Below are 24,577 nucleotides of genomic sequence, written 5' to 3' on the forward strand. Positions count from 1 at the left end.
GCCGAGGATATCAAAGATGTCGAAGACATCGAAGACATCTCCCTCCTTCTTCAAGAAGAATGTCCTGGTAGTCGGCCTGGGGCGAAGCGGAATAGCCGCCTGCGTGCTACTTCGCAAGTACGGGTGCGCCATAACTGCCACGGACGTCAGAGAACAGTCCGCGCTCACGACAGACGTGCGTAATCTGCAAGACGAGGGCGTCAAGCTCTCCTTGGGCGGGCACGACCCCGCACTAATCAAGGGCAAGGATCTCGTTGTCCTCAGTCCGGGCGTGCCCAGGAGCATCGCGTTGATTCAAGAGGCCCTCAAGGCGGGCCTTCCCGTTCTTAGCGAGATAGAAATAGCCTCCGAGGTCGCCCGCGCTCCCATTCTGGCGGTCACGGGAACGAACGGCAAGAGCACCGTGGTCACACTTCTGGGGACGATACTCTCGAGTGCGGGGCTTGAGGTCGCGGTCGCCGGCAACATAGGCGTGGCCCTGTCGGCCGTGGTGGAGGACGTCCCTTCTGAGGGGGTCATCGTTGCCGAAATCAGCAGTTTCCAGCTCGAAAGTATTGCGAAATTCCACCCCAAGGTGGCCGTGCTCTTGAACATTACGCCCGACCATCTGGACAGGTACGATCGTCTCGGCAGCTACATCGAGGCAAAGGCCAGGCTGTTCTCGAACCTCAAGCCGTCCGACTTCGCCGTCTACAATGCCGACGATCCTTTCGTGCCCCCGCTCGTGACCCCGCTCACGGCAGGGCTACTCAGTTTCTCGTTCAGAGAGCGAAGAGTAAAGGACGGGGCCTTTGTGCGTGGAGGCGCCTTCTGGCTGCGACGCTCGGGCGAGGAGTTCGAAGTGACCAGAGAAAACAACGTCGCGCTGAGGGGGCCGCACAATTTCTCGAACATACTCGCCTCAATCTGCGCAGCTTCGGCCCTCGGCCTGACAGCGGAACAGATGAAACGGCCGCTGGAGCAGTTCAAGGGACTCGAGCACAGGCTCGAGGAGGTGGCCGAAATAGACGGCGTGAGTTTCGTCAACGACTCCAAGGCGACGAACGTCGATTCACTCAAGTACTCGCTGCTCTCTTTTGACAATCCTATCGTGCTGATAGCGGGGGGAAGGGACAAGGGCGGCAACTTCTCTACGCTGAAGCAGCTCGTCGCCGAAAGAGTGAAGGAGCTCGTTCTCGTCGGCGAAGCTTCCCAGAAAATCTCAAGCTCCTGGTCCGGAACACGCGCCCACCTGGCCCAATCCATGGCGGAAGCGGTGGAGACGGCCTTCAAACTGGCCGCGCCTCGCGACGTCGTTTTGCTGGCACCCGGATGTGCGAGCTTCGACATGTTCAAGGATTTCGAGGACAGGGGCCGCGCCTTCAAGAACGCTGTTCTTTCGCTGGTGAGAGGTAGTGCGGAGACAAGAGGTGACAACACCGCGAGCGCCGACGCGACCGCAAAGCGTGACGGCGGGGCGAAAGGAAAACCTGATGCTTGAGACGCGGGGAGGAAAGGACAAACAACTGTTGGCTGCCGCCGTGGTGTTGATGGCAGTCGGGCTACTGATGGTTTACACCTCCAGCGCCGGCCTTGGTGCCGCGAGATACCAGGGCGATCTCTACTACTATTTTAGAAATCAGGCCGCGCGGGTCGTCCTTGCCTTTGCCGCCATGGTCGTGATGATGAACGTTGACTATCACAAGCTGAACAAGATGGCTCCATGGCTGTTGCTGCTTGCGTATGCAGCCCTTCTGGCGCTTGTTGTGATTCCGGGTGTCGGGAGGCACGTGAGGGGCGCCAAGAGTTGGTCAGGATACATCCCCGTTCAGCCGAGCGAGCTCGCCAGGTTTGCAATGGTTGTCTATCTGAGTGTTTTCATGACAAAGAGGGCGAACATCCACTCCTTCAAGAAGTGCGTCCTGCCGTGTTTCGTCATCATACTGGGGGCCGCGGGGCTCGTGCTTCTGCAGCCGGACCTCGGGAGTGCCGCCGTGATCGTGCTCATCGGCGTGGCGTTGGTTTATGCTGCAGGAGCGAGGTTGCTTCATCTTTCTTATCTCCTGGGAGTCGGAGCAGTGGCGGGAGCGGTGTGCATGCTGAAGAATCCGTATCAGGTAACGAGATTGTTCGGATTCTTCGGTCGGGGGGCGCCGTACCAAGTCGACCAGAGCCTCATCGCGCTTGGCACCGGTGGGCTGCTCGGGAAAGGTCTTGGCGGAAGCATGCAGAAGTACCTCTTTCTTCCCGATCCTCACACGGACTTTGTGTTCTCGATCTATGGCGAGGAGACGGGTTTCGTCGGCGCTTTGCTTCTCATCTCGCTTTTCGTGTATCTCTTGCTCAGAGGCTTGAAGATCGCGGCAAATGCGCCTGACAGGCTCGGCCGACTGCTCGCCACCGGCATGGTGGCAAGCATCGGGGTACTCTTCGCCGTCAACTTGGGCGTGGCGACGGGTATTCTTCCAACCACCGGTCTGCCTCTGCCTTTCATTAGCTATGGAGGGTCGGCTCTGCTGGTTAACGCTGTCTCTGTGGGCGTTCTCCTCAACATATCGGGACACCGAAGCTCGGAGGGAATGTCCATCGGAGGCGGCCGCTGGATGAAACGTACTGTCCGTTTAACGGAGTAATGAACATGCGCATTTTGATGGCCGGAGGAGGCACGGGTGGTCACCTTTATCCGGCAATCGCAGTCGCACAGGAGCTCGCCGCCAAGAACGGCGGCATCGATGTCCGGTTCGTAGGGAGCCGGAACAAGGCGGAAAGAGAAATCGTCGAACGCTACGGCTTCAAGATGGTGGCCATTTCTGCCAGCGGAATGCCGAGACGGTTCGGGTTGGGGCAGGTGAGCTTTCTGGTCCGTTCCGCGGCCTCGCTGTTCGAAGTGCTCTACCTTCTGTCGAGATGGAGGCCAAACGTGATATTGGGCACCGGCGGATACGTGAGCGGTCCCGTTGTGCTGGTGGGATGGCTCCTGAGGATTCCCTGCGTAATTCAGGAGCAGAACACCGTCCCCGGTTTCACCAATCGTTTACTCGCAAACATCGCCAAGGAAGTTCACCTCACTTTTGCAGAATCGAGGAAGTACTTCAAGAAGAAGGACCACCTGAGGCTGACTGGGAATCCCATTAGAAAGGAAATAATGAAGGGCGACCGTGAAGCCGCGCTGCAAAAGCTTGGTCTCAGCAGCGAGCGCAAAACGATATTGGTGCTGGGTGGGACGAGAGGGGCTCACAGTTTGAATCTGGCCGCGGTAGGAGCCCTGAACAAACTCAGCCAGAGGAGAGATCTGCAGTTCATTCTTCAGACGGGAAGCCAGGACTTCGACTGGGTCCGGCACTCGGTCGCCCCGTTCGGAGACAGGGTCCACGTCGCGCCCTACTTCGTGTCGATTGCGGACGCATATTGCTGCTCCGACCTTGTCATCTGCCGGGCCGGCGCGATGACCGTCTCGGAGGTGGCAGCGTGCGGTCTTCCGGCGGTCTTCGTTCCGTATCCTCACGCCGTGTACGATCACCAGGCTCAGAACGCCAAGAACCTGGTGGAGGCTGGAGCGGCAGAGATGATACTTGACACCGAGTTGAATGCGGATATTCTGGCCTCGACCATCGCGCGCCTGGCGAGCGACGACACGCGCCTCAGGAGAATGTCCATAAACGCGCGCGGTTTTGCCAGACTGGACACGGCGGAGAAGATCACAAGATCCCTGATGGAATTCGGGCGCGCGGGACAAAGGAGCGAACGTAATGTACACGACCATTAGGAGGATACATCTCATCGGCATCGGCGGGACGGGGATGAGTGGCATAGCCGAAGTTCTCCTGAACCAGGGCTACGACGTGTCGGGTTCCGACATCAAACACTCCGACGTCACGGAGACGTTGGAGAGGCTCGGAGGAAGGATCTTCTACTCTCACGATCCGCTTAATCTCGAGGGTGCTCACGTCGTGGTCATCTCCTCGGCAATAAGACCGGACAATCCCGAGCTTCTGGCAGCAAGAGAGAAAAACATTCCTGTGATATCTCGCGCCGAGATGCTTGCCGAGCTTATGCGACAGAAGTACGGTATCGCGATAGCCGGCGCGCACGGGAAAACGACGACCACCTCGATGATTGCATCCGTCCTCACGCACGGCTATCTCGCTCCCACGATAGTCATAGGAGGGAGACTCCGATCCTCCAATCGCAACGCCAAGTTGGGGACAGGACAATTCTTCGTGGCCGAGGCCGACGAGAGCGACGGGTCTTTCTTGAGACTTTCCCCCACGATCGCCGTGATAACTACGATCGACGAGGAGCATCTCGACTACTACACGGACATCGCCAGGGTCAAGGACGCTTTTGTCGAGTTCGCCAACAAGGTTCCTTTCTACGGCGCCGCCGTGGTGTGCATAGACGACGAGAACGTGCGTTCCATAATCCCTCGCATCACAAGAAGAGTCTTGAGCTACGGGCTTGACGGCCGGGCCGACTTCTCGGCGAAGACGATTACTCAGAGCGGGATGCGCGTGTCCTACAAGGCCTTCGTTCATGGAGAGCTTCTCGGCGAAATCAAGCTTCGAATGCCCGGCAAGCACAACGTATACAATTCGCTGGCCGCGGTGGCGGTGGGTCTCGAACTGAGGGTCGAGTTCGACGCGATAAAGACCGCCCTCGCCGAGTTCGAGGGCGTGAAGAGACGATTCGAGATCAAGGGCGAAAGCTGCGGCATCACTATTCTGGATGACTACGGTCATCATCCCACCGAGATAAAGGCGGTTCTGGACACGGCCAACGAAATCTGGAAGGGGAGAGTCGTGGCCGTCTTCCAGCCCCACAGGTACACCAGGACCGCATTGCTCGGACACCTTTTTGGAGGCGCCTTCGACGCCTGCCAGCGCGTCTACGTCACGGACATCTATGCGGCCGGAGAAGAGCCGATCAAAGGCGTCAGCTCGACGAACATAGTCAACGAGATCAAGAGCCGGGGAAAGACAGAGGTGAGGCACGAGGCAGACCTCAAATCTTTGCTCAAGACTCTCGTCGCAGAGCTCGCGCCGGGCGACGTCGTGGTCACGCTCGGCGCAGGCGACATCTGGAAATTCGGCGAGAGCCTGCTGAGTGAGCTTCGCGTGGGTAGGGAAAGTGTCAGGTGCTAGCGGCCTTTACGAGTCCATTGAGAACATCCGCGGCGTTCGCTGTAGGAGAAACGTTTCCCTCGCGACTCTCACCTCTTTCAAAGTCGGCGGACCGGCGGACGTTCTTGCCGTGGCAGAAGACGCAGAAGGGTTGCGCAGCATTTTGGTGCGGTTCGCGGACGCCGGAGCAAAGTGGTTCTTGCTGGGGGCCGGCACCAACGTGGTTTTCGGAGACGCAGGGTTCAGAGGAGTCGTCGTGAAGCTCGGTCCCGGGTTTGCCGGCATCGTCAGGAAGGGCACGGGTATTTTCGCGGGAGCGTCTGCCTCCTGGTCGGAGTTGCTATCATCCTGTGCGGAGTCCGGACTGGCCGGTCTCGAACGGATGTCTGGAATCCCAGGCACCGTCGGCGGCGCCGTGTTCGGTAACGCCGGCGCTTTTGGAGTGACGGTAGGAGACAGAGTCGAGTGGGCGAGCGGAATGAACGCTCGTGGTGTCGAGAGAAAGCTCGCGCGAGACGAGATGGAATTCAGCTACCGACACGCCAGTTTTCCGAGTGGGTTTGTGCTCACCCAGGTGGCCATGTGCCTGGAGAACGGCGAGAAGGGCGCAATCCTGGCAACGACGGACGAGATTCTTGCCAGAAGGAGAGAGAAACAACCGTTGGAACTGCCGAGCGCCGGCTCCGTCTTCAAGAATCCACCTGAGGCCAAGGCGGCGAGGCTGATCGAGCAAGCGGGTCTCAAGGGGCGGCGCGTGGGGGGTGCGGAGGTGTCGGAAAAGCACGCCAATTTCATTGTGAACAAGGGCGGAGCGACCGCCGGAGACATCCTCTCTCTCATCGACATCGTGAGAGAAGAAGTCTGCAAGCGTTTTTCCGTCGGGCTCGAGCTCGAAGTGAAAGTAGTGGAGTGAGAATCAGGATGTTCACATTGAGAAAAACGAGAAAGAAAGCATACTGCGGCGGGGCGCTTGCCAGGGGGCCGATTTCGCTTGACCTTTCTCTGAGAATCATCTTCTTCTCACTGATAGTCGTGCTCGCCATCGTCAAGTTGCCGGAGGCCAGGGCGAAAATTCTTCGCACGGGCTTATTTAAGCTTGACTCCGTGACGCTAAAGGGCAATAGATACCTTCTGGAGTCTCAAGTCGTGGCAATTGGCGGCATTGAAAAGGGTGCTTGCGGTCTGAGCCTCAACGCCGACGAGATTCGCGAGAAGCTGATGAAGCACCCGAGAATCAAGTCGGCCTCTGTGAAGAAGCTCCTGTGGAAGAAGCTCTACATAACTATCGAGGAACGTACACCGGTGGCGCTCGTTGAGTTGGACAAAATTCTTGAGACAGACGAAGATCGAGTCGTGTTCGAGCCGGTTGACTACGCTCTGCTTCCCGACTTGCCGTTGATCACGGGACTCTCCTACAGGAGAGTGGTCCTCGGCGACACGCTGGAGGGCAAGGGGATGGAGCATGCCATGGCGCTCATCGATCAGTTGCGTGATCCTGAGGTGAACCTTCTTGATCAGATCTCGGAGATCCACGTGAACAAGAGCGGTGACCTGGTTCTGATGGCGGTTCAATCCGGCACTCCGATCGTCGTGGGCAGCGAGGCCGTCACGATAAAGAAACTCCAGGCATTCAAAGTTGCCTGGGCCGACATGCAGCGCAAGGACCTTAAGCCGGTTTCCGTGGACCTCAGGTTCAAGGATCAGATAGTCGCAAAGGTACCGGAGCGGACTGTCCCTGAGGTGCTCTACGCGGGAGACACAGAAGCACGGAAGGCCGTGCGCTTCTAGAGTGGAAAGGCTGGTGTGAGAATGGCATCCGGAAGGATACTCGCGGGGCTGGACATAGGCACCACGAAGATCTGCGTCATCATAGCCGAGGTGGATGAAGCCAATCAGGTGAACATCGTGGGTGTCGGCACGGTGCCGTCGGAGGGGTTGAGAAGAGGAGTAGTAATCAATCTCGAGAAGACGGTCCAGTCCATCTCGAGAGCCGTCGAGAAAGCCGAAAGAATGGCCGGCATAAAGATCAAGTCGGCCTACGCCGGAATCGCCGGAGATCACATAAGAAGCATCAATAGCAGAGGCGTGATTGCCGTTTCGCGCAAGGACAACGAGATCGGTCCCGCCGACGTGGCCAGGGTAGTGGAAGCCGCCAAGGCGGTCGCCATTCCGGCGGACAGGGAAATAATCCACGTGATTCCCCAGGAATTCATGGTTGACGACCAGGACGGGATAAAGGACCCGATCGGCATGAGCGGCATAAGGCTTGAGGCCGAGGTCCACATCATTACCGGCGCGGTTACCTCGGCCAGGAACATCTGCAAGAGCATAGAGAAGGCAGGTCTCAGGGTGGAGGACCTGGTCCTCGAGCCGCTCGCTTCGAGTCACGCCGTGCTCGGCCCCGACGAGCGAGACCTGGGCGTGGTGCTGGTTGACGTTGGCGGTGGCACGACGGACGTGGCGGTTTTCTACGAAGGAAGCATAAGGCACACCGCCATCATCGGGCTGGGGGGATCCAGCATCACGAACGACATTGCCATCGGGTTGAGGACGCCTATTGACAAGGCAGAGCAGCTCAAGATAGAGCATGGTTGTGCGCTGAGTTCGATGGTTTCCGAAGACGAGAAAATCTTGGTGCCCGGCGTGGGCGGTCGGCCCACCAGGGAGCTTTCACGATACGTATTGAGTGCAATGATCGAGCCCAGGATGGAAGAGATATTTACGCTGGCCCTCAAGGAGGTGAGGAAGAATCATTTTGCCGACTTGCTCGGTGCCGGTGTGGTCATCACCGGCGGCACGGCCGTGATGCAAGGTGTCACCGAACTTGCCGAGCAGGTCTTCGAACTGCCGGTCAGGATTGGCGTTCCGACCGGAGTATCGGGGCTTGTTGATTCGGTCAGCGATCCCAAGTTTTCAACGGGAGTCGGTCTGGTACTCCATGCCTTTCACACTGAGGAAATGGATGCTGATTACTCGAAGGGCCCTCTTTCCAGACTGTCTTCCGGCATCAGACGGCTCGTCGAGAGTTTTTTCTAGTTGCCGTTGTTTTCATTTAGTGATACGGAGGTATTGTGATGCTTCTTCAATTCGAACCGGACGAGAATACAGGTGCTAGCCTCCGCGTGATTGGACTTGGTGGGGCCGGAGGGAATGCGGTGAATCGGATGATCTCCGCCGGTCTCACGGGTGTCGAGTTCATTGCCGGAAACACCGACGCACAGGCGCTCAATCAGTCACAGGCCCCGCATAAGATTCAAATGGGGAGCCTGCTCACGAGGGGACTTGGTTCCGGTGGGGACCCCGACGTGGGAAGACGGGCCGCCGAGGAAACGTCGGAAGAGATCGGCAATCTCATCCGCGGCAGCGACATGGTGTTCATAACGTGTGGGATGGGCGGCGGGACCGGCACGGGCGCTGCCCCGATGGTCGCATCACTGGCGAGGGAGCTGGGTTGTCTCACCGTCGCGGTGGTCACGAAACCGTTCGTCTTCGAAGGCAAGCGCAGAGCGGCCGTCGCTGAAGACGGTCTGAACGAGCTGAGAGAGAACGTTGACACTCTCATCGTCATTCCGAATGACAGACTGCTGTCGGTCGTAGAGAGGACCACGCCCATTCTGGAAGCCTTCAGGACCGCCGACGAAGTCTTGCTGCAAGCCACGAAGGGTATCTCGGATCTGATCACGATCCCCGGCATAATCAATCTCGATTTCGCGGACGTCAAGGCAGTGATGATGTCTCGCGGAAACGCTTTGATGGGCACCGGAATAGCTTCCGGTGAGAACAGGGCGGTGGAAGCGGCACAGCTCGCAGTTTCGAGCCCTCTCCTCGAGGACGTCGCGATTACCGGCGCGCAGGCCCTTCTTGTCAACATCACCGGCGGGCCGGCGCTGAGTCTCCACGAGGCCAGCGAGGCGGCGAGCGTGATACTCGAGGCGGCAGGCGGAGAGGCGAGCGTTATCTTCGGAGCCGTGATTGACCCGAGGATCGAGTCGGAGATTCGAGTCACGGTCATAGCGACCGGGTTTGGCAAGAGAGCGACTACCAAGCCGGAAGTGACAGAGAGAAGGCAGATCGAGCGTCCCGACTACGACCGGGAGGGACTCAAGAGGCCCGCCTTCCTACGCAAGGAAGATTCTACCGTTGTGACACACACGCGGCGGTGGGGCAGAGCCTTCTCGAAAGAGAGCCTGGAGATTCCGGCCTTCTTGAGAAAGCAGATGGACTGACAAGCTTCCCGACGACGTCTCTCGTCCGAGCGTCAACGATGTCGCAAAAAAAGTGTCTTTATGAAACTTTTCGGAAAAATACTAGAGCGCCAGGGGAACGAACACTATAACACTGGCATTGCCTTCTTCAACGACGGCCAGTACGAGGAGGCCGTTGGAGAATTCGAGAAGGCGATAGAGTCTATTTCGAGCAAGAAGGATCCCTACTACAATCTCGGCCTTTTCTACGCCGCGGAAGCGAGGGCTCACCTTGGCCTGGCACATTTCAAGAAGGGCAAGCTTGAGAGTGCGGAGCAGGAATTTAAGAAGGCCCTGACGGAGAGCCCCAATTATCCTGACCTTCGTTACTATCTGGGCGTAATCTACGAAAGATCCGGCCGGCACAAGGAGGCGATAGGCGAGCTCGAGGCTGCCCTTGCGATCAATCCGCACTACTCGGAGGCCCGCTGCTATCTGGCCGTTTGCCTCCACGCCGTCGGCGAGGAGGAGGGCGCGAAGCGCCAGCTTCAGGACGTGAGACAGACAGGCTACGACCTTCCCCTCTCTCTCAGTCTTCAGAACAACAATCATATTCCGGAAGAGGCCATAGCAGAGCTGAGACAGATACCGAAGAAGCAGTCCGAGTGCTTCGTGCACATGGACAGCGCTGTCAGTTACTACAACAGGGGTCTGAGGAAAGAGGCCGTGGCAGAACTCGAGAAGGCCATCGCCCTTCAGCCGAGGTATGCCGACCTGCGCTGCAAGCTCGGAGTCATACTGAGAGAAATGGGGGAGACGTCCAGGGCGGCCAGTGAATTCAAGCAGGCGGTTTCCATCAATCCCAACTATCTGGAGGCTCACGTTCATCTGGGGCTCACATACCTGGCCGAGTGCCGCCACGGAGAAGCCGTAAAGTTCCTCGCGCATGCGTCGCAACTTGCTCCCAACTATGCCGACGTCCACTTCCTTGCCGGTCTTGCGTTCTACAGAGGCGGCTTTCCTCAGCTGGCGGTTGAGGAGTTCGACAAGGCCCTGGAGGCCAATCCGCGTTTCTGGCGGGCGCATCATTACCTTGGCCTCTGCCATCATAGCATGGACGACACCGAAGGCGCCGTGAGAGAACTCCGCAGCGCCCTCGAGCAGTCACCTGACGCTGGAATAGCCAGGGCCGAGCTCGGACGTGTCTACCTGGCGAAGGGCGACTCTCAGAAGGCCGCCAACGAGTTTGAGATAGCGGTGGGATACCATCCCGACTATCCGGACCTCAGATTGAGCCTGGGCATCTCCTACATGAAGTCGAAGAACAACGCACAGGCCAAGGAGCAGTTGGTGAAGGCCATCGAGCTCAACCCCGACTTCGCCACGGCTCACTATGCCCTCGGCAGACTCCTCATGCTTGAAGACGAGCCTGACGAGGCCTTGTCCCACCTGAATCACGCCCTCGCACTGTGCCCCGATCATGCCGACATCCACTACTGTCTTGGAAGGGCGCACGTCTCCAAGGGGCAGGAGGGAGAGGCCGAGAAAGCCTTCGCGGCTGCAATCAGCATCAACAAGAATTTCGTCGCAGCGAGGCTCGGATTGGCCATGCTTCTTCAACGGCAGGGTCACGTCGAAGACGCAAGGGAACACCTCCTGCACGTTCTGAAAATCGAACCCGATAATCCACTTGCTCGCTCCTACCTGGACGCCGACGTCACGTTTCCCCTCAGTCCTCCCGATGCGAAAAACTAGTCGTTACGGAGACGGATCCCAGACCGGAAGACGCGCTCAGTTGAGTCTGGCCCTCGTCTATCCCAATTCGTACGCAGTCGGCATGGACAATCTGGGGTTTCAAGGCATCTACGGGCTCGTTGTATCGGACCCCAGAGTGCATTGCGAGAGAGCCTTCTTCGAACGGGCTCCCGGTCGCCTGTCAATTGGGCACGATCCGCGTCCTTCCGAAGCCAAGCCTCGCTCGTTCGAGAGCAAACTACCCTTGAAGTCTTTTGACGTCATCGCGTTCTCCGTTTCGTTTGAGAACGACTACCTCAATCTGCTCAGGATTCTCAAGGCCTCCGACATTGAACCGTTTGCTTCGAAGCGGGACGAGCGCTCGCCGCTCTTGCTCGCAGGCGGAGTCGGGGTCTTCATGAATCCTGAACCGATCAGCCCTTTCATGGACGCGGTCTTCCTTGGAGAAGCGGACGAGGCCACGGAAGAGATAATCGATACCTTGCTGCAAGCAAGAGCGGGCGGAAGGCAGTCGGTCTTGGAGTCCCTGGCTTGCATCGACGGCGTGTACGTTCCTTCCGTGCACTCTCCTTTCCTGAGAGGGTCCGGCACTCCGGTTCCCTCTACGAGTGTGAAGAGAAGATACGTGTCTCAGCTTTCGACGGTGTTTCGCAGCAGCGTGATCTCGACTTCGAGAAGTCACCTCGGCGGCATGGTGCTTGTGGAATCCGGACGCGGTTGCTCAAGAAAATGCAGGTTCTGCGCGGTGACGTCGGTCTACGCTCCTCTCAGATTCGTCCCGGCAGAGTCGTTGCTTGCCAGGATCGAAGAGGGCGCCCCGGCCCGCGGGACCGTCGGAATAGTGGGGGCCTGTGTCTCGGAGCATCCGGGACTCACGGAACTCGCAAGGGTTCTCGTTGGAAAGGGGCTCAGGGTTTCTCTCTCGTCAATGAGAGCAGACAGCACCCCTGCGGAGCTCGTCGAGCTAGTTGCGAGAAGCGGCACGAGGACAATCACCACTGCTCCCGAAGCAGGTACGGCGAGACTCAGGGGGGTAATAAACAAGGAGCTGGACGAGGCAAAGCTGTTGAGACTGGTCGAGATTGCGCGCGATAGCGGCATCGCATCGCTGAAGCTATATTTCATGATAGGTCTGCCGAAGGAAGAACCGGAGGACGTCGAGGCAATCGTCTCGCTTGTCGGGGCGATTCGTTCGACGTTCCTGTCCGGCAAGAAGGCTCGTCAGGTCGTGGTGAGCGCTTCTCCGTTTGTTCCGAAGGCCTTCACGCCCTTCCAGTGGTGTCGCATGCTCGAGCGGGACTCTCTCGACAAGAGAATGCAGATTCTGACCAAAGGTCTGTCGAAAATCAGAGGGGTCAAATTCGGCTCTCAGAGCATAAGAGGCTCAATTCTGGAAGGCGCACTCTCGCGAGGAGACTGGAGGGTGGCCCACGCCTTGCACGCGATGGTGTATGAGAATCTCAATTTCAAGAAAGCCTGGAGCAAGGCTGGATTGCGCTTCGAGAACGAGGTCTTCGAAGAAAGAGACAGGAGAGCTCCGCTTCCCTGGGATCATTTGCTCATAGGCCCCGCGAGGAAGGAGCTTGAGGAGGAGCTAGATAGAGCCCTGGAGGAAGTCTAGGGCTCCCATCACGCACTTGTCGTTCTGCTATCCGATCTCGGCAGCCCTTGCCCTTGCGGCCCTGACGGCCTTCTGAACGACGTCAGACCTCAGGCAGCGCGTACAGACGTTGAGCTTCTTCGGCACGCCGTCCATCACCACTCGGACGCGCTGTAGGTTCGGCTGCCAGCGCCTGTTGGAGACGTTGTGAGCGTGACTGATTGTCGACCCAAAGAGGCTGCCTTTTCCACATATGTCGCATCTTCTAGACATGATTGATTTACTCCTTGAGAAACGATGAGACTCTGAGCTAGAATCTATCAGAGAGCCGGGGGGCTTGCAAGCACAAAAGATTTACTGCGCGTCTTAAGACACCATGTTGAAACCCTCGTCACCGATACAATACCTCAAAGGCGTAGGCCCTGCAAAGGCGGAGCTGTTCACGAAACTGGGAATCTCCACGGCGATGGATCTCCTCCGCTACTACCCTCGCGCGTACATCGACAGAACGACCATGGGAACAATCTCTTCGCTCACGGCCGCGCAGAGTTGCACCGTGATGGGAACTGTGGTCGGTTTTCATATAAGGCCCACCCGCGACGGCAGGAAGGACTTCATAATGGTGCTTTCGGACGACACCGGCACCATCGAATGTATCTGGTTCAACCAGCCCTTCCTCCAGAGGGTCTTTAGTCCCGGGCAAACAGTCGTGGTGAGCGGTGAAGTCGGGTACTACAAGGGCAAGCAGCTCAAGAATCCGGTCTACGAGATTCTCGCAAAGGAAGACCAGGAGCTCATTCACACGGGTCGGATCGTACCGTCGTACAGACTCACGGCGGAGCTCGGCCAGAAGGTCTTGCGAAGGACGGTCAAGAGGACGCTCGACACGTGCCTTCCGCTCATCCGCGAGAGCCTGCCGCAACACGTCATCAATCGTAGGAAGTTGCTCGGTCTGCGGGAAGCCTTGATGCAAATACATTTTCCGGACGACTGGAAGTGCCAGCAGAGAGCGAGGGAACGATTGGCTTTCGAGGAGCTCTTCTATTTTCAGCTACTACTCGCGAGAAGAAAAAGAAGAGTGCAAGAGCCATCACGGGCCCTGGCCTTCTCGACGAACGGCCCTCTTCTCAATCGCTTTCTGCAGTCGCTTCCCTTTGAACTGACCTCGGCGCAGAAGAAGGCTCTCGAAGAGATCAAGACAGACTTGAAATCAAGGCGCGTCATGAACAGACTCCTCGAAGGAGACGTCGGTTGCGGGAAAACCCTGGTGGCACTCGCTGCGTCTCTCATCACTGCGGACAACGGTTGCCAGGTCGCTTTCATGGCCCCCACAGAAATACTGGTGGAGCAGCACTTAGCCACGGCGTCGAAGCTCCTCGAAGGTTTCGACGTGAAGGTCGAGACCCTGTTCGGGAAGACGCCGTCCAAGAAGAAGGAGCGAATTCTCAAGGAAACGGCGCGCGGCGACATACAGATTCTCATCGGCACTCATGCTCTGATACAGGACCAGGTTCAATTCTCGAGGCTGGGATTGATCATCGTTGACGAGCAGCATCGCTTCGGCGTGATTCAAAGGGCCACGCTCATAGGAAAGGGAATCTTTCCTCACGTGCTCGTCATGACGGCCACGCCGATCCCCCGGACGCTCGCCATGACTCTCTATGGCGATCTGGACGTCTCGATCATCGACGAGATGCCACCCGGGAGACGAAAGATCGTTACGAGAGCGGTCGTAGAAGGGGAGCGGACCAAGGTATATGAATTCCTTGCAAAGAAGGTGCGTGACGGCAGGCAGGCCTACGTCGTCTATCCTCTCGTCGAGGAGTCAGAGAAGGTTGAGCAGCTCATGGCTGCGACCGAAATGGCCCAAGAGCTTTCGCGACATCCGATCCTGAGAGGAATCAAGATCGGGCTCATGCACGGGAAGATGAAAACCGACGAGAAAGAAGAAACAATGAAGCGCTTCAAGTCGGGTGAGATAGATGTTCTTGTCAGCACTACGGTAATCGAGGTCGGCATCGACGTTTCAAACGCCTCCATCATGATAGTCGAGAATCCTGACAGATACGGGCTCTCCCAGCTTCACCAGCTCAGGGGGCGAGTGGGGAGGGGTTGCCACGAATCGTACTGCATCCTCATAAAGGACAAAGAGATCGGAGAGGACGCTTCGAGAAGATTGGGAATACTTGCAAACTGCGACGACGGCTTCAAAATTGCCGAGGCCGACCTTGCGATCAGAGGGCCTGGCGAATTCCTGGGCACGCGGCAGCATGGTCTTCCCGAGTTCCGAATAGCAGACCTTCTTCGCGACGGAACTCTCCTCTCTCTTGCCAGAAGAGAGGCGTTCCTTTTGCTGGAGAACGACCCCGAGCTGGCCCACCCCGACAATGGGCCGGCGCGAAGGACTCTCAGCGAGTTGAGAGTCATTTCTTCGGCCTTACCCGGCGCCTGACGGCAGAGAATCCTGGGTCTCCTTCCAGAAGCCGGCCTGCCCGTGAAGCGATTACCTGCCGCCGAGGCTTGGCTCAGTTCTTGCATAAGCCTGGCTATGACGTATTACGAGCGCCTCGGAGCGTGCAAAAAACGTTAGCACAACGAAGGTGAGACGATGCTAGTACAATGTACGGGATGCGGGACAAGTTACAAGATTGCTGATGAAAAGGTTCCAGAGACGGGTGTGAAGGTCAAGTGCCCCAAGTGCAGGGTAGTCTTTCTGGTGCGAAGGGAAGCTGACAGTGAGCCGGAGACACTCGGTGAGAAGCTCTTCGGGAAGGACGTGGTACGCCGGCCTCTCTTCGGCGAAGGATTCGGCGAAGAGACAGCCGAGATCAGACCCGGAGGCCCGGGAGCGGAGCAGGCGGAGGTTCCCGGCCCGACGGGTGTCCCAATAGACCGCGAGACGGAGGAGCAGCCGATAGGGACGGAGTCTCGGGGCAGCGAGCCGCAACCTGAAGTCGAAGAGAAATCTCCTGCGCCGCCGGAAGATACGGAAGAAGAGACGAGAACCCCGGTCGAGGAAACGGTCTGCGAGAGCAGCCGCGAGGCGACCGTGAGAGCCGAGGATCCCAGAAACCTCGCAAGAGCCCTGATTTCCGACGTGCTCTTCTACAACAGGGAAAAGAGGGACAAGGGACTTGCCGAAGGAAAGGTTCTTGCCTACCTTGGCAAGGAAATCGCACGCTCGTGGGAGTTATACAAAGACAGGCTGGGGATAGAGAACGCCGTCGGGACAGACGATTTCAGAGAAGCGGTGAACGACATATTGGGAGAAAACAAGGAGATTCTCTGAGGGCGACCGCGTCCAATCGGAGATCAGCTTCGCGCGTTCACTTTCTCGATCTTCCCGCCTTTGAGGCCATCGCCTCGACGTAGTACTGCTCGGTTTGTTCGGCGATCTTTGCCCACGAATATCTAAGAGCTTTCTGCCGGCCTTTCGCCCCCATGTCCTCTCTTAGTCTCCGGTCATCGAGCAGAAGCAAGAGGGCCCTGGCCATCGCCTCAAGATCCCTGGGTTTTGTCAGGAAGCCTTCCTGTCCATTCGTGACCACGGTCCTGTAGCCGGGTATGTCGGATGCAACGATGGGAACCCCGGACGCCATGGCCTCGAGTAGAACGATCCCGAAGCTCTCGTTACCGGTCGCGGGCGAACAAAACGCGTGGGCGCTCGAGAAATAGCGGGGCAAAAGGTCCACGCCGACACTTCCCAGGAAAAGAACGGAATCCCTGTGCCGCTTACCTACCATCGCTTCGTACGTCCTTCTCTTTGGTCCATCACCTATCACGACGAGCCTTACAGGAGACTTGCTGCGGGAACGGACGATCTCCATAGACCTTATCAGGTATTCCAGTCCCTTTCTTGGATCGGGCCTTCCTACGAAGAGCACATTGAGCTTGCCGTCGGCAAGCTCCTCTATCGGCGGATTGTCGGGATTGAATCTTGATGGGTCCACGCCGTTCGGGATTATTCTGTAGTCCCCGCCGAAGTACTTGCGTACGAAGTCTCTCGCAGGCTCACTGACGGCGATCCTTCCGTCGAGTTTTCGGTGATACCTCTTGAGGAAAGGTTTGAACAAGAAATAGCCGGCGCTTGATTCCGCCGAAGCATGGAAAGTCCCGAAAAGGAGAGCGTCCCCGGCAGTTCTCGTCGCGGCCAAGGGGAGCACGGGCACGAGAGGGCAATGCACGTGGACGACATCGTACTGCCCCTGACAGAGCAGGCGCCTCATTTTCCCATAGACATTCCAGCCCGTCGTGAGGTTGACGTAAGCCTTGTTGTATCGGATCAATACGTTGCTGCCGAGGCGTATGACATTGTTGCCCTCGGGGTAATTCGCGCGGCCGCCGTGGCCGCACGTGATGATGGTCACTCGATGACCCCTCTTGCGAAGCTCCAGGGCGGCGTGGTGTACGTGTTCCGTGACGCCGCCGTACTGTGGGTAGTATGCGTGTGTCACTATGGCGATGTTGAAGCGCCGCCTCACGCCGGACTCGGCGGAGGGAGGTTCCCCGCCACGTCGTGTCTGTGCCGTTTCAGCGGATTCGGTCTTGCAGACACATTTGGTCGCAGTTGGGTTTCTGGGTTCAGCTTCCGGAGGGTGAATCATAGTAGGCATGCTCTTCTGTCCGTTGCGCTTCTGAAAGCGTTCCACGCTTGACCTCGTCGGTCCAGACGCCTCTGAAGATACACCATTGGTCGAGGTTTTCCTCAATGTAAGATTCTACTCGGGAAAGGACCTGCCTAAACAGCTTCTCGATGTCCTCTGCCTTGTTGCCGGTCGAGACGGGAAGGATGGGCTCGCCCACGCTCATCCTGAAGCGGAGGGGGCCCTCTCTCTTCACGTAGCCCGATACGATGGCTGCGTTGGTCTTCAATGCCAGGGCAGCAGCGCCCGACGAAATCCGGGCGGGCTCCGAGAAGAAATCCAGCTTGAGTCCGTTTGCGAAAACGTCTCCGTCCACAAGCAAGACCACGACTTCGTTGTCTTTGAGCGCCCGGAAGAGCGCCCGGTAGCCCTCTTCCGGCGACACGACGTTTATGTTGAGTCTTCGCTTCACGTCCTTGACATGTTCGGACAGCGAGCTACTGAATTGTATTGCTGCGACCACGTGAAGCTTGTATCCCAGGAGGGCCAGCGCAGCTCCTCCCATTTCCCAGTTTCCGATGTGAGCGCTGGCGATGATGACACCGTTTCCCTTTGAAAGTGCCGAATCCAAATTCTGTAGACCTTCAAACGAAAATGCTCTCTCTATTCTCTGCCTATTGAGCACCGGAATCTTGAAGAACTCGAACAGAAATTCGTTGAAACTTCTGAAGATAAGTCTCGCTATCTGGTTCTCTGTGAGTACCCTGAATCTCGGAGAGGGAGAGTTGGCCAGAACATGCCTCACGTTGGAAAGCACTGCTGCGCGCCTGGAGGGGAACAAGTAGTAATGGAAGGCGGTTAAATTTCTTGCAACGAAGTATCCCAATCTTGCCGGCATGGCCGAAATGCATAGGCCTAGTACGTTGAAAAGCACAAGGGAAACCATCGTTGGGCAACTCCTAGCAGACACCTCGGCGTAACTCGCCAGAGAAGCTAATCAAACGACTCATGCTTGTCAAGCTATTTCAAATGTGAGGGGGGATGCGATACGCCTTGACAGGTGACTTGGGGTTCAATAACATGTGCCCAAAGGGCTAGGCGCTCTGTCTTGCGCTTGTCTTCGGAAGACCTGTGCATTCTGCTACGAAGGGACAAGAGCCTACGTCCTTATAAAGCGGGCAGGAGACGTACACCCGATTCGCCAATCTGCAGTAGATTGACGTCGTCCTTTTCGGTCCCAGTAGCCTTCTCGAGAGTGGTCTGAGTCTCATGCTTTCCTCCCTGGGGAAGCCCCGCGATGAGAGACCGCTTACTTTGGAGCAACTTGCGTGCCACGTCCGGCACCAGCAAGGAAGGAGCCGCAGATGCCCAGTCAGAAACTCATCAGATGCGAGGTGACCAAGCAGGGTTTTTCCGGACGCTGCACAGTGCGATACGTCCCCATGGAGATCTACGGCCTGTGGGAGTATCTGATGACGACCAAGCACAGCTTCGAAATATCAAGACCCCAGGCTTCTTTGTGGCTTGATATAGAGGAGTCTCCCGATCTGGCGTATTCGGAGGAGCAGTGTGAGAAGGTCACGGAATTGACGCTTTTCATTTTCTCCGAGAGAGACGGGATGTTTGGGAAAGTCAGTCGCTATTTTCCCGCAGAGAGCTACGCAGACGTCAAGAACATCTTCCTCAAGCACTACTTGACGAGCAACGTTGAACCGGGGTTGATGCCCCAGATGAAAGAGAGGCCCGGGTTCTGGATCAAGCGAAACGGCAAGTGCTAGTTGACAAGCCTGGCCTTGCTGCAGATTGCAAACCCCATTGCGTCTTGCAAGTGACTTGACATTCCTCCGTGTCCTACCACCAGCGCAACCGACCTGATTTACGTGTAGTCCGTTACAGAACTTGGAATTGCCACCGCCTTGTTTGCCGCAGAAGAGAGACCCTCGTGGCACGAAAACTGCTACTTCGGGACTCGGCAACAGCGGTACAGGAACGCCTCTAGAGGGCCTGCCTGGACCGACATTGCCGAAAGCTTCCCGGCATTATGCGATTCCGGGAACTTGAGCCGTGCAAGCGGAAAGAACGCACAAGCTCGAGCTGGATAGGAATTCTGCAGAGGTTTTTGGGGCCAGGCGCGTTCGGAGCAAGACCAAAGGAGAGGCAAAATGGTGGTCATAAGCTACTCTGGCAAGGAAGCGAATGCCAAGATTGTCTACTACGGTCCCGGGCTTGGAGGCAAGACCACCAACCTGGAGTTCATATACGACAGCGTCCCCGCGTCAAGCCGCGGCAAGATGGTTTCGATGAAGACGCAGACCGACAGGACCCTGTTCTTTGATTTCTTGCCTCTCGACCTTGGCGAACTTGGGGGCTTCAAGACCAGGTTCCTTCTCTACACTGTGCCTGGGCAGGTGTTCTACAACGCGACGAGGAAGCTTGTCCTGAGGGGAGTGGACGCAGTCGCGTTCATAGCGGACTCGGAGGTCGGCAAGATGGACGAGAACAAGGAAAGTCTTGCCAACCTCGTGGAAAATCTGGCCGAGTACGATCTCAACCTGGATAGCATTCCGTGGGTAATTCAGTACAACAAGAGAGACGTTGCCGGGGCTTACACGATTGAAGAACTGAACAGGGAACTCAACCCGAAGAACGCGCCGTACTTCGAGGCAGTTGCAACAGAGGGCACCGGCGTGTTTGAGACCTTCAGAGGACTCTCGAGACTCCTGCTCGAGAAGCTATCGGAGGAGATAGGACATCGGATGGTCATAAGCAAGTCCTTCGGCCGCAAGCAAGAACAGGAGATAGAGACTGAGTGTCCCGAAGTGACGCCGATTGCGAAAGCAGAGTCCTCTCACGAGTCCGACAAAGCAGGGCACGAGCTGGCAGAGCCGATGGAACCCGAGACAATAGAGCTGGCGTCCCAGGCCACCCAAGAGGCCTCGGATGTCGATTCGGAAGAGCTGGAGATAGTCTCGGAGATAGTCTCACAGGAGATTGGACCAGCGTCCCAGCAAGGCGAGCGGGTCATGGAACCTCAAGTGGAGCCTGAGCCTACCATTGCGCGCGAACACGAGATACTGCACGGTTTCTTTAGTGAGGGCGTCCAGAGCGCCTCGCTGGAGAAAGACATAGTGCGCGAAGAGGTCATCCTGTCCACGGAGTCTGATCTTGAGCCCCCGTCGCAGGTTCCCACGGCGGAGCAAGTGACGGAGAGCAAGGATCAGCCGGAGGAGCGTTCGATCGCACAGGAAACCGAACAAGCGGACGAGCAGATGACCGCGGACGAACAGACAGATCCGCTCGTGCACGAGCCGGCGAGCGAGCAGGTTACTACTGGCGACGAGTCCTTCTTCCGTCGCATGGTCAGGCGCAACAACGTGGGTATCTTTGGAGAACACCAACAGGAAGCGACAGAGCATGCGGAGCACACGGAGCACACGGAGAGCCCCTGCTCGAGCGAAGAGCCCAGTACCGATGTGAAGAGCCTGGAGCAGGTCATAACAATCCCCGCCGGCATGCTGCAAGGAGAGAAGGAACTTGTCATCACACTGCGGCTGAGAGTAAAGGCAGAGGCAGACAATGCAGATAATAGGGAGGCACCAGCAGACGAATTCCTGCTTGACGGCATCTCGCGGTAGTTCTTGAAGAGGCACGCTGCCCAGGTCCGCCAGGCGTTCGGCATAACCCGATGCTCCAGCGCCCCCGCCGTCGGTCAGTCATTCTGACCGACGGCTTTTTTGTGATGGGATTTTTCCTTGACTAACAAGTTGCAGTCCATTATGTTCCACTTGTGGAGTGGCCCTGTGTGCCGAACCCACGAGGACCGAGGGTAGGGGCGTGCCGGATTCCGGAGGAGGGCGACATCGTGATAACGAACGGATCGGGAGATTGTCTAATGCGCACGCACAGCAGGGTTGTGACGTGCCTTTTCGTTGCAGTCACCTTCTTCGGGCTTTCTATGCCGAGCTTGGTCGGCGCCGAGCTTCAATTGCTTGACCACCACTCCGCGGACCCCTGGGAGAATCTCTTGCCCCTGTCGAGCAGAAACTCTTTGCTGGATCCTTCGAAGCTCGACATCTCTCATCAGCTCGTATTTTCCTACGCTTCGGGATCAACCAAACAAGGTGACACGAGCGGTCTGTTCCTGACCAGATTCCAGTACCCCTTGTCGAACCCGCTCAAGCTCGATCTTACGATAGGCAGCTCTCTGACCCACTCGGGGCTTCAAGGGTTTCAGTCCAACGGGTTGTTCATACAGAACCTGTCTTTGCGCTATGCACCGAACGACGGGTTCCTCCTGTTCTTCATGTACAATGGCGCCCCTTATAACCGATTCTACTTTCCCACTCGCTAGACGTACCAGGGGGGAGTGTTCCTAGAGTGTGATGTGGCCCACTAGAATTCCTGGAAAGAAAGACATACAAGCGCTTCGCAAGGCCTGCCGCGATAATCCTTACGACGCCCTCGCAGCGGTCGAGCTTGCAAGAACGCTCGAAGCCAACGGCGAGAGCGAAGAAGCCCTTTCCGTCATAAGACTGTTGATGAGCAACGGCAGGGCGGACGAAGACGCGTACCTGATTGCTGCGAGTCTGCTCAGGAACAGAGGGGAATTCGAGGAAGCCTTGCGGGTGCTCCGGAAGGCGCAAGAATCGTTTCCTTCTTCTGTGGCCGTCGGATATGGCCTCGGTCAAGTACTGGCGCAGATGGGGAGGACTGAGGAGGCGATAGCAGAACAGAAGGCGGCAATCGAACTCGATCCCCGCAACGCGGAGGCTCATTTCAGGCTCGGCGTCACGTATGCCAACACCGAGATGTTCGAGGATGCCCTGAGACAATACGAGAGCGCGATTGACCTCAATCCGCTACACGCAAGAGCGCACACAAACCTGGGATTCGTTCTTGATAAGCTGGGTTACCACGATGACGCCATAGCTGCCTTCAAGCGGGCCCTGGAGCTTGACCCCGAAAGCGCAGAAGGGCACTACAATCTGGGTGCCGTCTACGGAGACCAGGGCCTTTACAGAGAGGCGATAGCCGAGTTCAAGGCCGCTCTCGAGATCGATCCCAATTCGGCCGAAGCGCACTTCAACCTGGGTATTGCGTATCTTGACGGGGGAAGGCTGGACGAAGCGCTGCAGGAGTTCAAATGGTCATTTCAGCTAAACCCAAAGAACCCCAGGGCCTCCTACTACCTCGGCCAAGTTTACAGTCGCAAGGGAATCTACGACCTGGCGATCGACAACTTCAAGCGTTGCATCGTAGGTGATCCGAGAGACGCGCGTGCTCACTACTTCCTCGGTCTGGCCTACAACAAGATAGACGCGATTGACGAAGCCATCGCCGCCTTTGAGATGGTCACGAAGCTCATGCCGCAAGACTGCAAGGCGTACTTCTATCTCGGCGTGGCTTATGACAAGAAGCGCCTTCCTGCGAAGGCAAGGGAGGCCTACATGACCGCCGACAGGCTTCTCAAGTGATCGCCACCCCCAACCGTAGCTCATGAACAGCTTCTCGGTCAGAAGAATAGCCGGCCTCTTCGCGGCGATGCGAATTCTCAATTCGTGCGCTGTATTCACGGCCACCTTCGTCGGCGGACTCCTTGCGGCCGGCGGCCGGATGGCCTCCGGTGCGCTCGGCGCAATTGCCCTTGCGGCAGCCTCCGTGGCCTTTCTCGCCGCATTCGGCTACGCGCTCAACGACTACTACGACGTGCGCGCCGACGAGGTAAACAGGCCATCGCGCCCAATACCGTCCGGGATGCTGTCACGAAAAGCCGTGCTTGTCGTGGCCATTCTCTGTGCGTTGGCGGGGGCTCTATTCGCTCTCGGACTTCGGCCCGCTGTTCAGCTTGCCCTGGCAGGGATGTGTGGGCTCGTGTGGCTCTATAGCGCTCGGATGAAGCGCTCGGGTCTCCCCGGCAATATCCTCGTGAGTCTGCTCGCAGGCTCTACGCTTGTGGCCGGCGGGTTATCGGTTGGACACTTGAAGCCCGTTTTGTTCCCCGCTGTTCTGGCATTTCTTTCCAATCTGCCGAGGGAGATACTGAAGGACGTGCAGGACGTCAAGGGGGACTCACTCGCGGGTGGCCGGAGTGTCGCGAGTGCCAGAGGAGAGAGATTCGCGCTCAAACTTGCTTCGGTGATCATGCTCGTTCTTGTAGTGGTGAGCTTTGTTCCCTACTGGCCCCGACTCTACAATCGGTACTATTTCACCATTGTGCTACCGCTTGACGCTCTGCTGGTTTGGGAGGCGTTTTCAATGTGGGGTCTTCGGTCACCGCGCGATCCAATTGAAAAGCGCAGGATCGAGACGGTCGTTCGGGTCCTCAAATTTGCAATGCTGGCTGGCCTCACTGCAATCGGCGTTGGAAGCCTTTAGTAGGAGGTAGTTTTGAACTGGTGGACGGCTTTGATACTCGGAATCGTGCAGGGGTTTACCGAGCTATTGCCCGTAAGCAGCTCGGGGCATCTTGTGTTGTTTGAGAGGCTCCTCGGCGTGCGGCTCACGGACGCGTCATTTGAGATTACCGTTCACGTCGCAACGGCCGCGGCACTCTGTCTTGTTTTGAGACGTGAGATATGGCTCATGCTGCGGTCGATTCTGCCCGCTGGAACGTCGCAGGTTGTGGATTCAAAGACCGGGGGCTTCCTTCCAGGGGGTTCTGTGGGCTCTCAGGTCGAGGGCTCACAGAATGAAAGACGAAGGGGGCGTTTGCTCATCCTGGCCGTCGTTATCGGGACCTTACCGGCTGTTCTGGTGGGTGCGGTGGCTTCAGACAAGATTGAAGCCGCGTTTCACGGGGCCACTTTGACGGTTGCCATGCTTCCCTTGACAGGAGTTTTCCTGATCCTGACAAGATGGGCGCAAGATAGAGGCCGTGACGTGAGCAAGCTCCGCGCCCTCATCGTGGGGGTTGCTCAGGCAATCGCGATTCTGCCGGGGATCTCGCGCTCAGGCATGACTGTCGGTACCGGTCTTTTTCTTGGCGTTACAAAGGAACAGGCGGTCAAGTTCTCTTTTCTTCTCTCTATTCCTGCCATCGCTGGAGGCGCACTGCTCAAGCTGGCGAAGGGTTCCAGCGGCGTTCCAAGCGTGGGTGCGCAAAATCTCGCAATCGCATCGGTGGTTGCCTTCCTTTCGGCGCTCCTTGCGGCGAGAGTCTTGTTCGGCGTCGTAAGACGTGGAAAACTCGATTACTTCGGCTATTACTGCCTGGCGGTCGGCGTGCTCGGCCTTCTCTTTCTGGCCCGCTAGTGCGCAGATTTCTGCGCGAATCCTCGCCTCGTGATTCTTGCGACGTTCGCTCACTTGGAACTAATGTTTTTGTAACATTCCGCCGATAGCAGAGTTAGGAGGCTG

General features: G+C 57.4%; 20 protein-coding genes and 1 pseudogene. 18 read left to right on the top strand and 3 right to left on the bottom strand.

Annotated features, from left to right (window positions below; all coding sequences use genetic code 11):
- Positions 1-16 precede the first annotated feature (16 nt).
- The 10 genes from murD to NTX17_06155 are packed head-to-tail and all read left to right on the top strand — an operon-like array spanning position 17 to position 12,659.
- A complete protein-coding gene (murD, locus tag NTX17_06110; protein ID MCX5800944.1) occupies positions 17-1,480 on the top strand; it encodes a UDP-N-acetylmuramoyl-L-alanine--D-glutamate ligase in 1,464 nt (487 codons plus the stop codon).
- Complete coding sequence (locus NTX17_06115) at positions 1,473-2,612, top strand: putative peptidoglycan glycosyltransferase FtsW (protein MCX5800945.1); 1,140 nt, start codon at positions 1,473-1,475, stop codon at positions 2,610-2,612. Before murD ends, NTX17_06115 begins: the two co-directional genes overlap by 8 nt.
- On the top strand, positions 2,612-3,745 hold the full coding sequence (murG, locus tag NTX17_06120; protein ID MCX5800946.1) for an undecaprenyldiphospho-muramoylpentapeptide beta-N-acetylglucosaminyltransferase: 1,134 nt from the start codon (positions 2,612-2,614) through the stop codon (positions 3,743-3,745). The genes NTX17_06115 and murG overlap by 1 nt, the downstream gene beginning before the upstream one ends.
- Positions 3,729-5,120: a UDP-N-acetylmuramate--L-alanine ligase gene (gene murC / locus NTX17_06125; GenBank protein ID MCX5800947.1), complete on the top strand. Its 1,392-nt coding sequence runs from the start codon at positions 3,729-3,731 to the stop codon at positions 5,118-5,120. The genes murG and murC overlap by 17 nt, the downstream gene beginning before the upstream one ends.
- Positions 5,107-6,012 (top strand): UDP-N-acetylmuramate dehydrogenase, encoded by a 906-nt coding sequence (gene murB, locus NTX17_06130; GenBank protein MCX5800948.1) that lies wholly within the window; start codon positions 5,107-5,109, stop codon positions 6,010-6,012. Before murC ends, murB begins: the two co-directional genes overlap by 14 nt.
- A gap of 17 nt (positions 6,013-6,029) precedes the next feature.
- Positions 6,030-6,887, top strand: coding sequence for an FtsQ-type POTRA domain-containing protein (locus NTX17_06135; GenBank protein ID MCX5800949.1), 858 nt, complete (start codon positions 6,030-6,032; stop codon positions 6,885-6,887).
- 21 nt (positions 6,888-6,908) lie between these two features.
- The gene (ftsA, locus tag NTX17_06140; GenBank protein MCX5800950.1) at positions 6,909-8,135 is read left to right on the top strand and encodes a cell division protein FtsA; all 1,227 of its coding nucleotides are present in this window, start codon (positions 6,909-6,911) and stop codon (positions 8,133-8,135) included.
- 38 nt (positions 8,136-8,173) lie between these two features.
- The gene (gene ftsZ, locus NTX17_06145) at positions 8,174-9,325 is read left to right on the top strand and encodes a cell division protein FtsZ (GenBank protein MCX5800951.1); all 1,152 of its coding nucleotides are present in this window, start codon (positions 8,174-8,176) and stop codon (positions 9,323-9,325) included.
- A 60-nt stretch (positions 9,326-9,385) separates the two neighbouring features.
- The gene (locus NTX17_06150) at positions 9,386-11,038 is read left to right on the top strand and encodes a tetratricopeptide repeat protein (protein ID MCX5800952.1); all 1,653 of its coding nucleotides are present in this window, start codon (positions 9,386-9,388) and stop codon (positions 11,036-11,038) included.
- On the top strand, positions 11,025-12,659 hold the full coding sequence (locus NTX17_06155) for a radical SAM protein (protein ID MCX5800953.1): 1,635 nt from the start codon (positions 11,025-11,027) through the stop codon (positions 12,657-12,659). The genes NTX17_06150 and NTX17_06155 overlap by 14 nt, the downstream gene beginning before the upstream one ends.
- A gap of 27 nt (positions 12,660-12,686) precedes the next feature.
- On the opposite strand, the gene rpmB is transcribed toward NTX17_06155, so the two are convergent.
- Complete coding sequence (gene rpmB / locus NTX17_06160) at positions 12,687-12,911, bottom strand: 50S ribosomal protein L28 (protein MCX5800954.1); 225 nt, start codon at positions 12,909-12,911, stop codon at positions 12,687-12,689.
- 106 nt (positions 12,912-13,017) lie between these two features.
- Here rpmB and recG point away from each other — a divergent pair, with 106 nt between their 5' ends.
- Both recG and NTX17_06170 read left to right on the top strand, forming a co-directional pair.
- The gene (recG, locus tag NTX17_06165; protein MCX5800955.1) at positions 13,018-15,090 is read left to right on the top strand and encodes an ATP-dependent DNA helicase RecG; all 2,073 of its coding nucleotides are present in this window, start codon (positions 13,018-13,020) and stop codon (positions 15,088-15,090) included.
- A gap of 156 nt (positions 15,091-15,246) precedes the next feature.
- Positions 15,247-15,927, top strand: a complete 681-nt coding sequence (locus NTX17_06170; protein ID MCX5800956.1) for a zinc-ribbon domain-containing protein — start codon at positions 15,247-15,249, stop codon at positions 15,925-15,927.
- 37 nt (positions 15,928-15,964) lie between these two features.
- Here the strand turns inward: NTX17_06170 and NTX17_06175 are convergent, their stop codons facing one another.
- Entirely contained in the window at positions 15,965-17,119 is a 1,155-nt protein-coding gene (locus NTX17_06175) for a glycosyltransferase family 4 protein (GenBank protein ID MCX5800957.1), read from the bottom strand.
- A gap of 100 nt (positions 17,120-17,219) precedes the next feature.
- Positions 17,220-18,167, bottom strand: a complete 948-nt coding sequence (locus NTX17_06180) for a lysophospholipid acyltransferase family protein (protein MCX5800958.1) — start codon at positions 18,165-18,167, stop codon at positions 17,220-17,222.
- A 418-nt stretch (positions 18,168-18,585) separates the two neighbouring features.
- On the opposite strand from NTX17_06180, the gene NTX17_06185 reads away from it, so the two are divergent.
- The 6 genes and pseudogenes from NTX17_06185 (at position 18,586) to NTX17_06210 (ending at position 24,472) form a co-directional block, all read left to right on the top strand.
- Entirely contained in the window at positions 18,586-18,999 is a 414-nt protein-coding gene (locus tag NTX17_06185; GenBank protein MCX5800959.1) for a hypothetical protein, read from the top strand.
- 384 nt (positions 19,000-19,383) lie between these two features.
- A pseudogene (locus NTX17_06190) lies at positions 19,384-19,962 on the top strand (gliding-motility protein MglA).
- A 1,121-nt stretch (positions 19,963-21,083) separates the two neighbouring features.
- Positions 21,084-21,572 (top strand): hypothetical protein, encoded by a 489-nt coding sequence (locus tag NTX17_06195; protein ID MCX5800960.1) that lies wholly within the window; start codon positions 21,084-21,086, stop codon positions 21,570-21,572.
- A 31-nt stretch (positions 21,573-21,603) separates the two neighbouring features.
- Positions 21,604-22,695: a tetratricopeptide repeat protein gene (locus tag NTX17_06200; GenBank protein ID MCX5800961.1), complete on the top strand. Its 1,092-nt coding sequence runs from the start codon at positions 21,604-21,606 to the stop codon at positions 22,693-22,695.
- A 22-nt stretch (positions 22,696-22,717) separates the two neighbouring features.
- A complete protein-coding gene (locus tag NTX17_06205) occupies positions 22,718-23,596 on the top strand; it encodes a geranylgeranylglycerol-phosphate geranylgeranyltransferase (protein ID MCX5800962.1) in 879 nt (292 codons plus the stop codon).
- Between the two features lie 12 nt (positions 23,597-23,608).
- Positions 23,609-24,472 carry an undecaprenyl-diphosphate phosphatase gene (locus tag NTX17_06210; protein MCX5800963.1) on the top strand — a complete coding sequence of 288 codons (864 nt, stop codon included), beginning with the start codon at positions 23,609-23,611 and terminating at the stop codon, positions 24,470-24,472.
- Positions 24,473-24,577 lie beyond the last annotated feature (105 nt).

This window comes from Candidatus Eisenbacteria bacterium (genome assembly GCA_026388185.1).
GTDB lineage: Bacteria > Eisenbacteria > RBG-16-71-46 > JAFGJU01 > JAFGJU01 > JAPLKG01.

Coding starts and splice junctions, on each gene's coding strand:
- murG (MCX5800946.1), top strand. CDS start 2,612: ATGAACATGCGCATTTTGATGGCCGGAGGAGGCACGGGTGGTCACCTT.
- rpmB (MCX5800954.1), bottom strand. CDS start 12,911: ATGTCTAGAAGATGCGACATATGTGGAAAAGGCAGCCTCTTTGGGTCG.
- NTX17_06185 (MCX5800959.1), top strand. CDS start 18,586: ATGCCCAGTCAGAAACTCATCAGATGCGAGGTGACCAAGCAGGGTTTT.
- murD (MCX5800944.1), top strand. CDS start 17: ATGTCGAAGACATCGAAGACATCTCCCTCCTTCTTCAAGAAGAATGTC.
- ftsA (MCX5800950.1), top strand. CDS start 6,909: ATGGCATCCGGAAGGATACTCGCGGGGCTGGACATAGGCACCACGAAG.
- NTX17_06155 (MCX5800953.1), top strand. CDS start 11,025: ATGCGAAAAACTAGTCGTTACGGAGACGGATCCCAGACCGGAAGACGC.
- murC (MCX5800947.1), top strand. CDS start 3,729: ATGTACACGACCATTAGGAGGATACATCTCATCGGCATCGGCGGGACG.
- NTX17_06180 (MCX5800958.1), bottom strand. CDS start 18,167: ATGGTTTCCCTTGTGCTTTTCAACGTACTAGGCCTATGCATTTCGGCC.
- ftsZ (MCX5800951.1), top strand. CDS start 8,174: ATGCTTCTTCAATTCGAACCGGACGAGAATACAGGTGCTAGCCTCCGC.
- NTX17_06200 (MCX5800961.1), top strand. CDS start 21,604: ATGTGGCCCACTAGAATTCCTGGAAAGAAAGACATACAAGCGCTTCGC.
- NTX17_06150 (MCX5800952.1), top strand. CDS start 9,386: ATGAAACTTTTCGGAAAAATACTAGAGCGCCAGGGGAACGAACACTAT.
- NTX17_06115 (MCX5800945.1), top strand. CDS start 1,473: ATGCTTGAGACGCGGGGAGGAAAGGACAAACAACTGTTGGCTGCCGCC.
- NTX17_06205 (MCX5800962.1), top strand. CDS start 22,718: ATGAACAGCTTCTCGGTCAGAAGAATAGCCGGCCTCTTCGCGGCGATG.
- NTX17_06170 (MCX5800956.1), top strand. CDS start 15,247: ATGCTAGTACAATGTACGGGATGCGGGACAAGTTACAAGATTGCTGAT.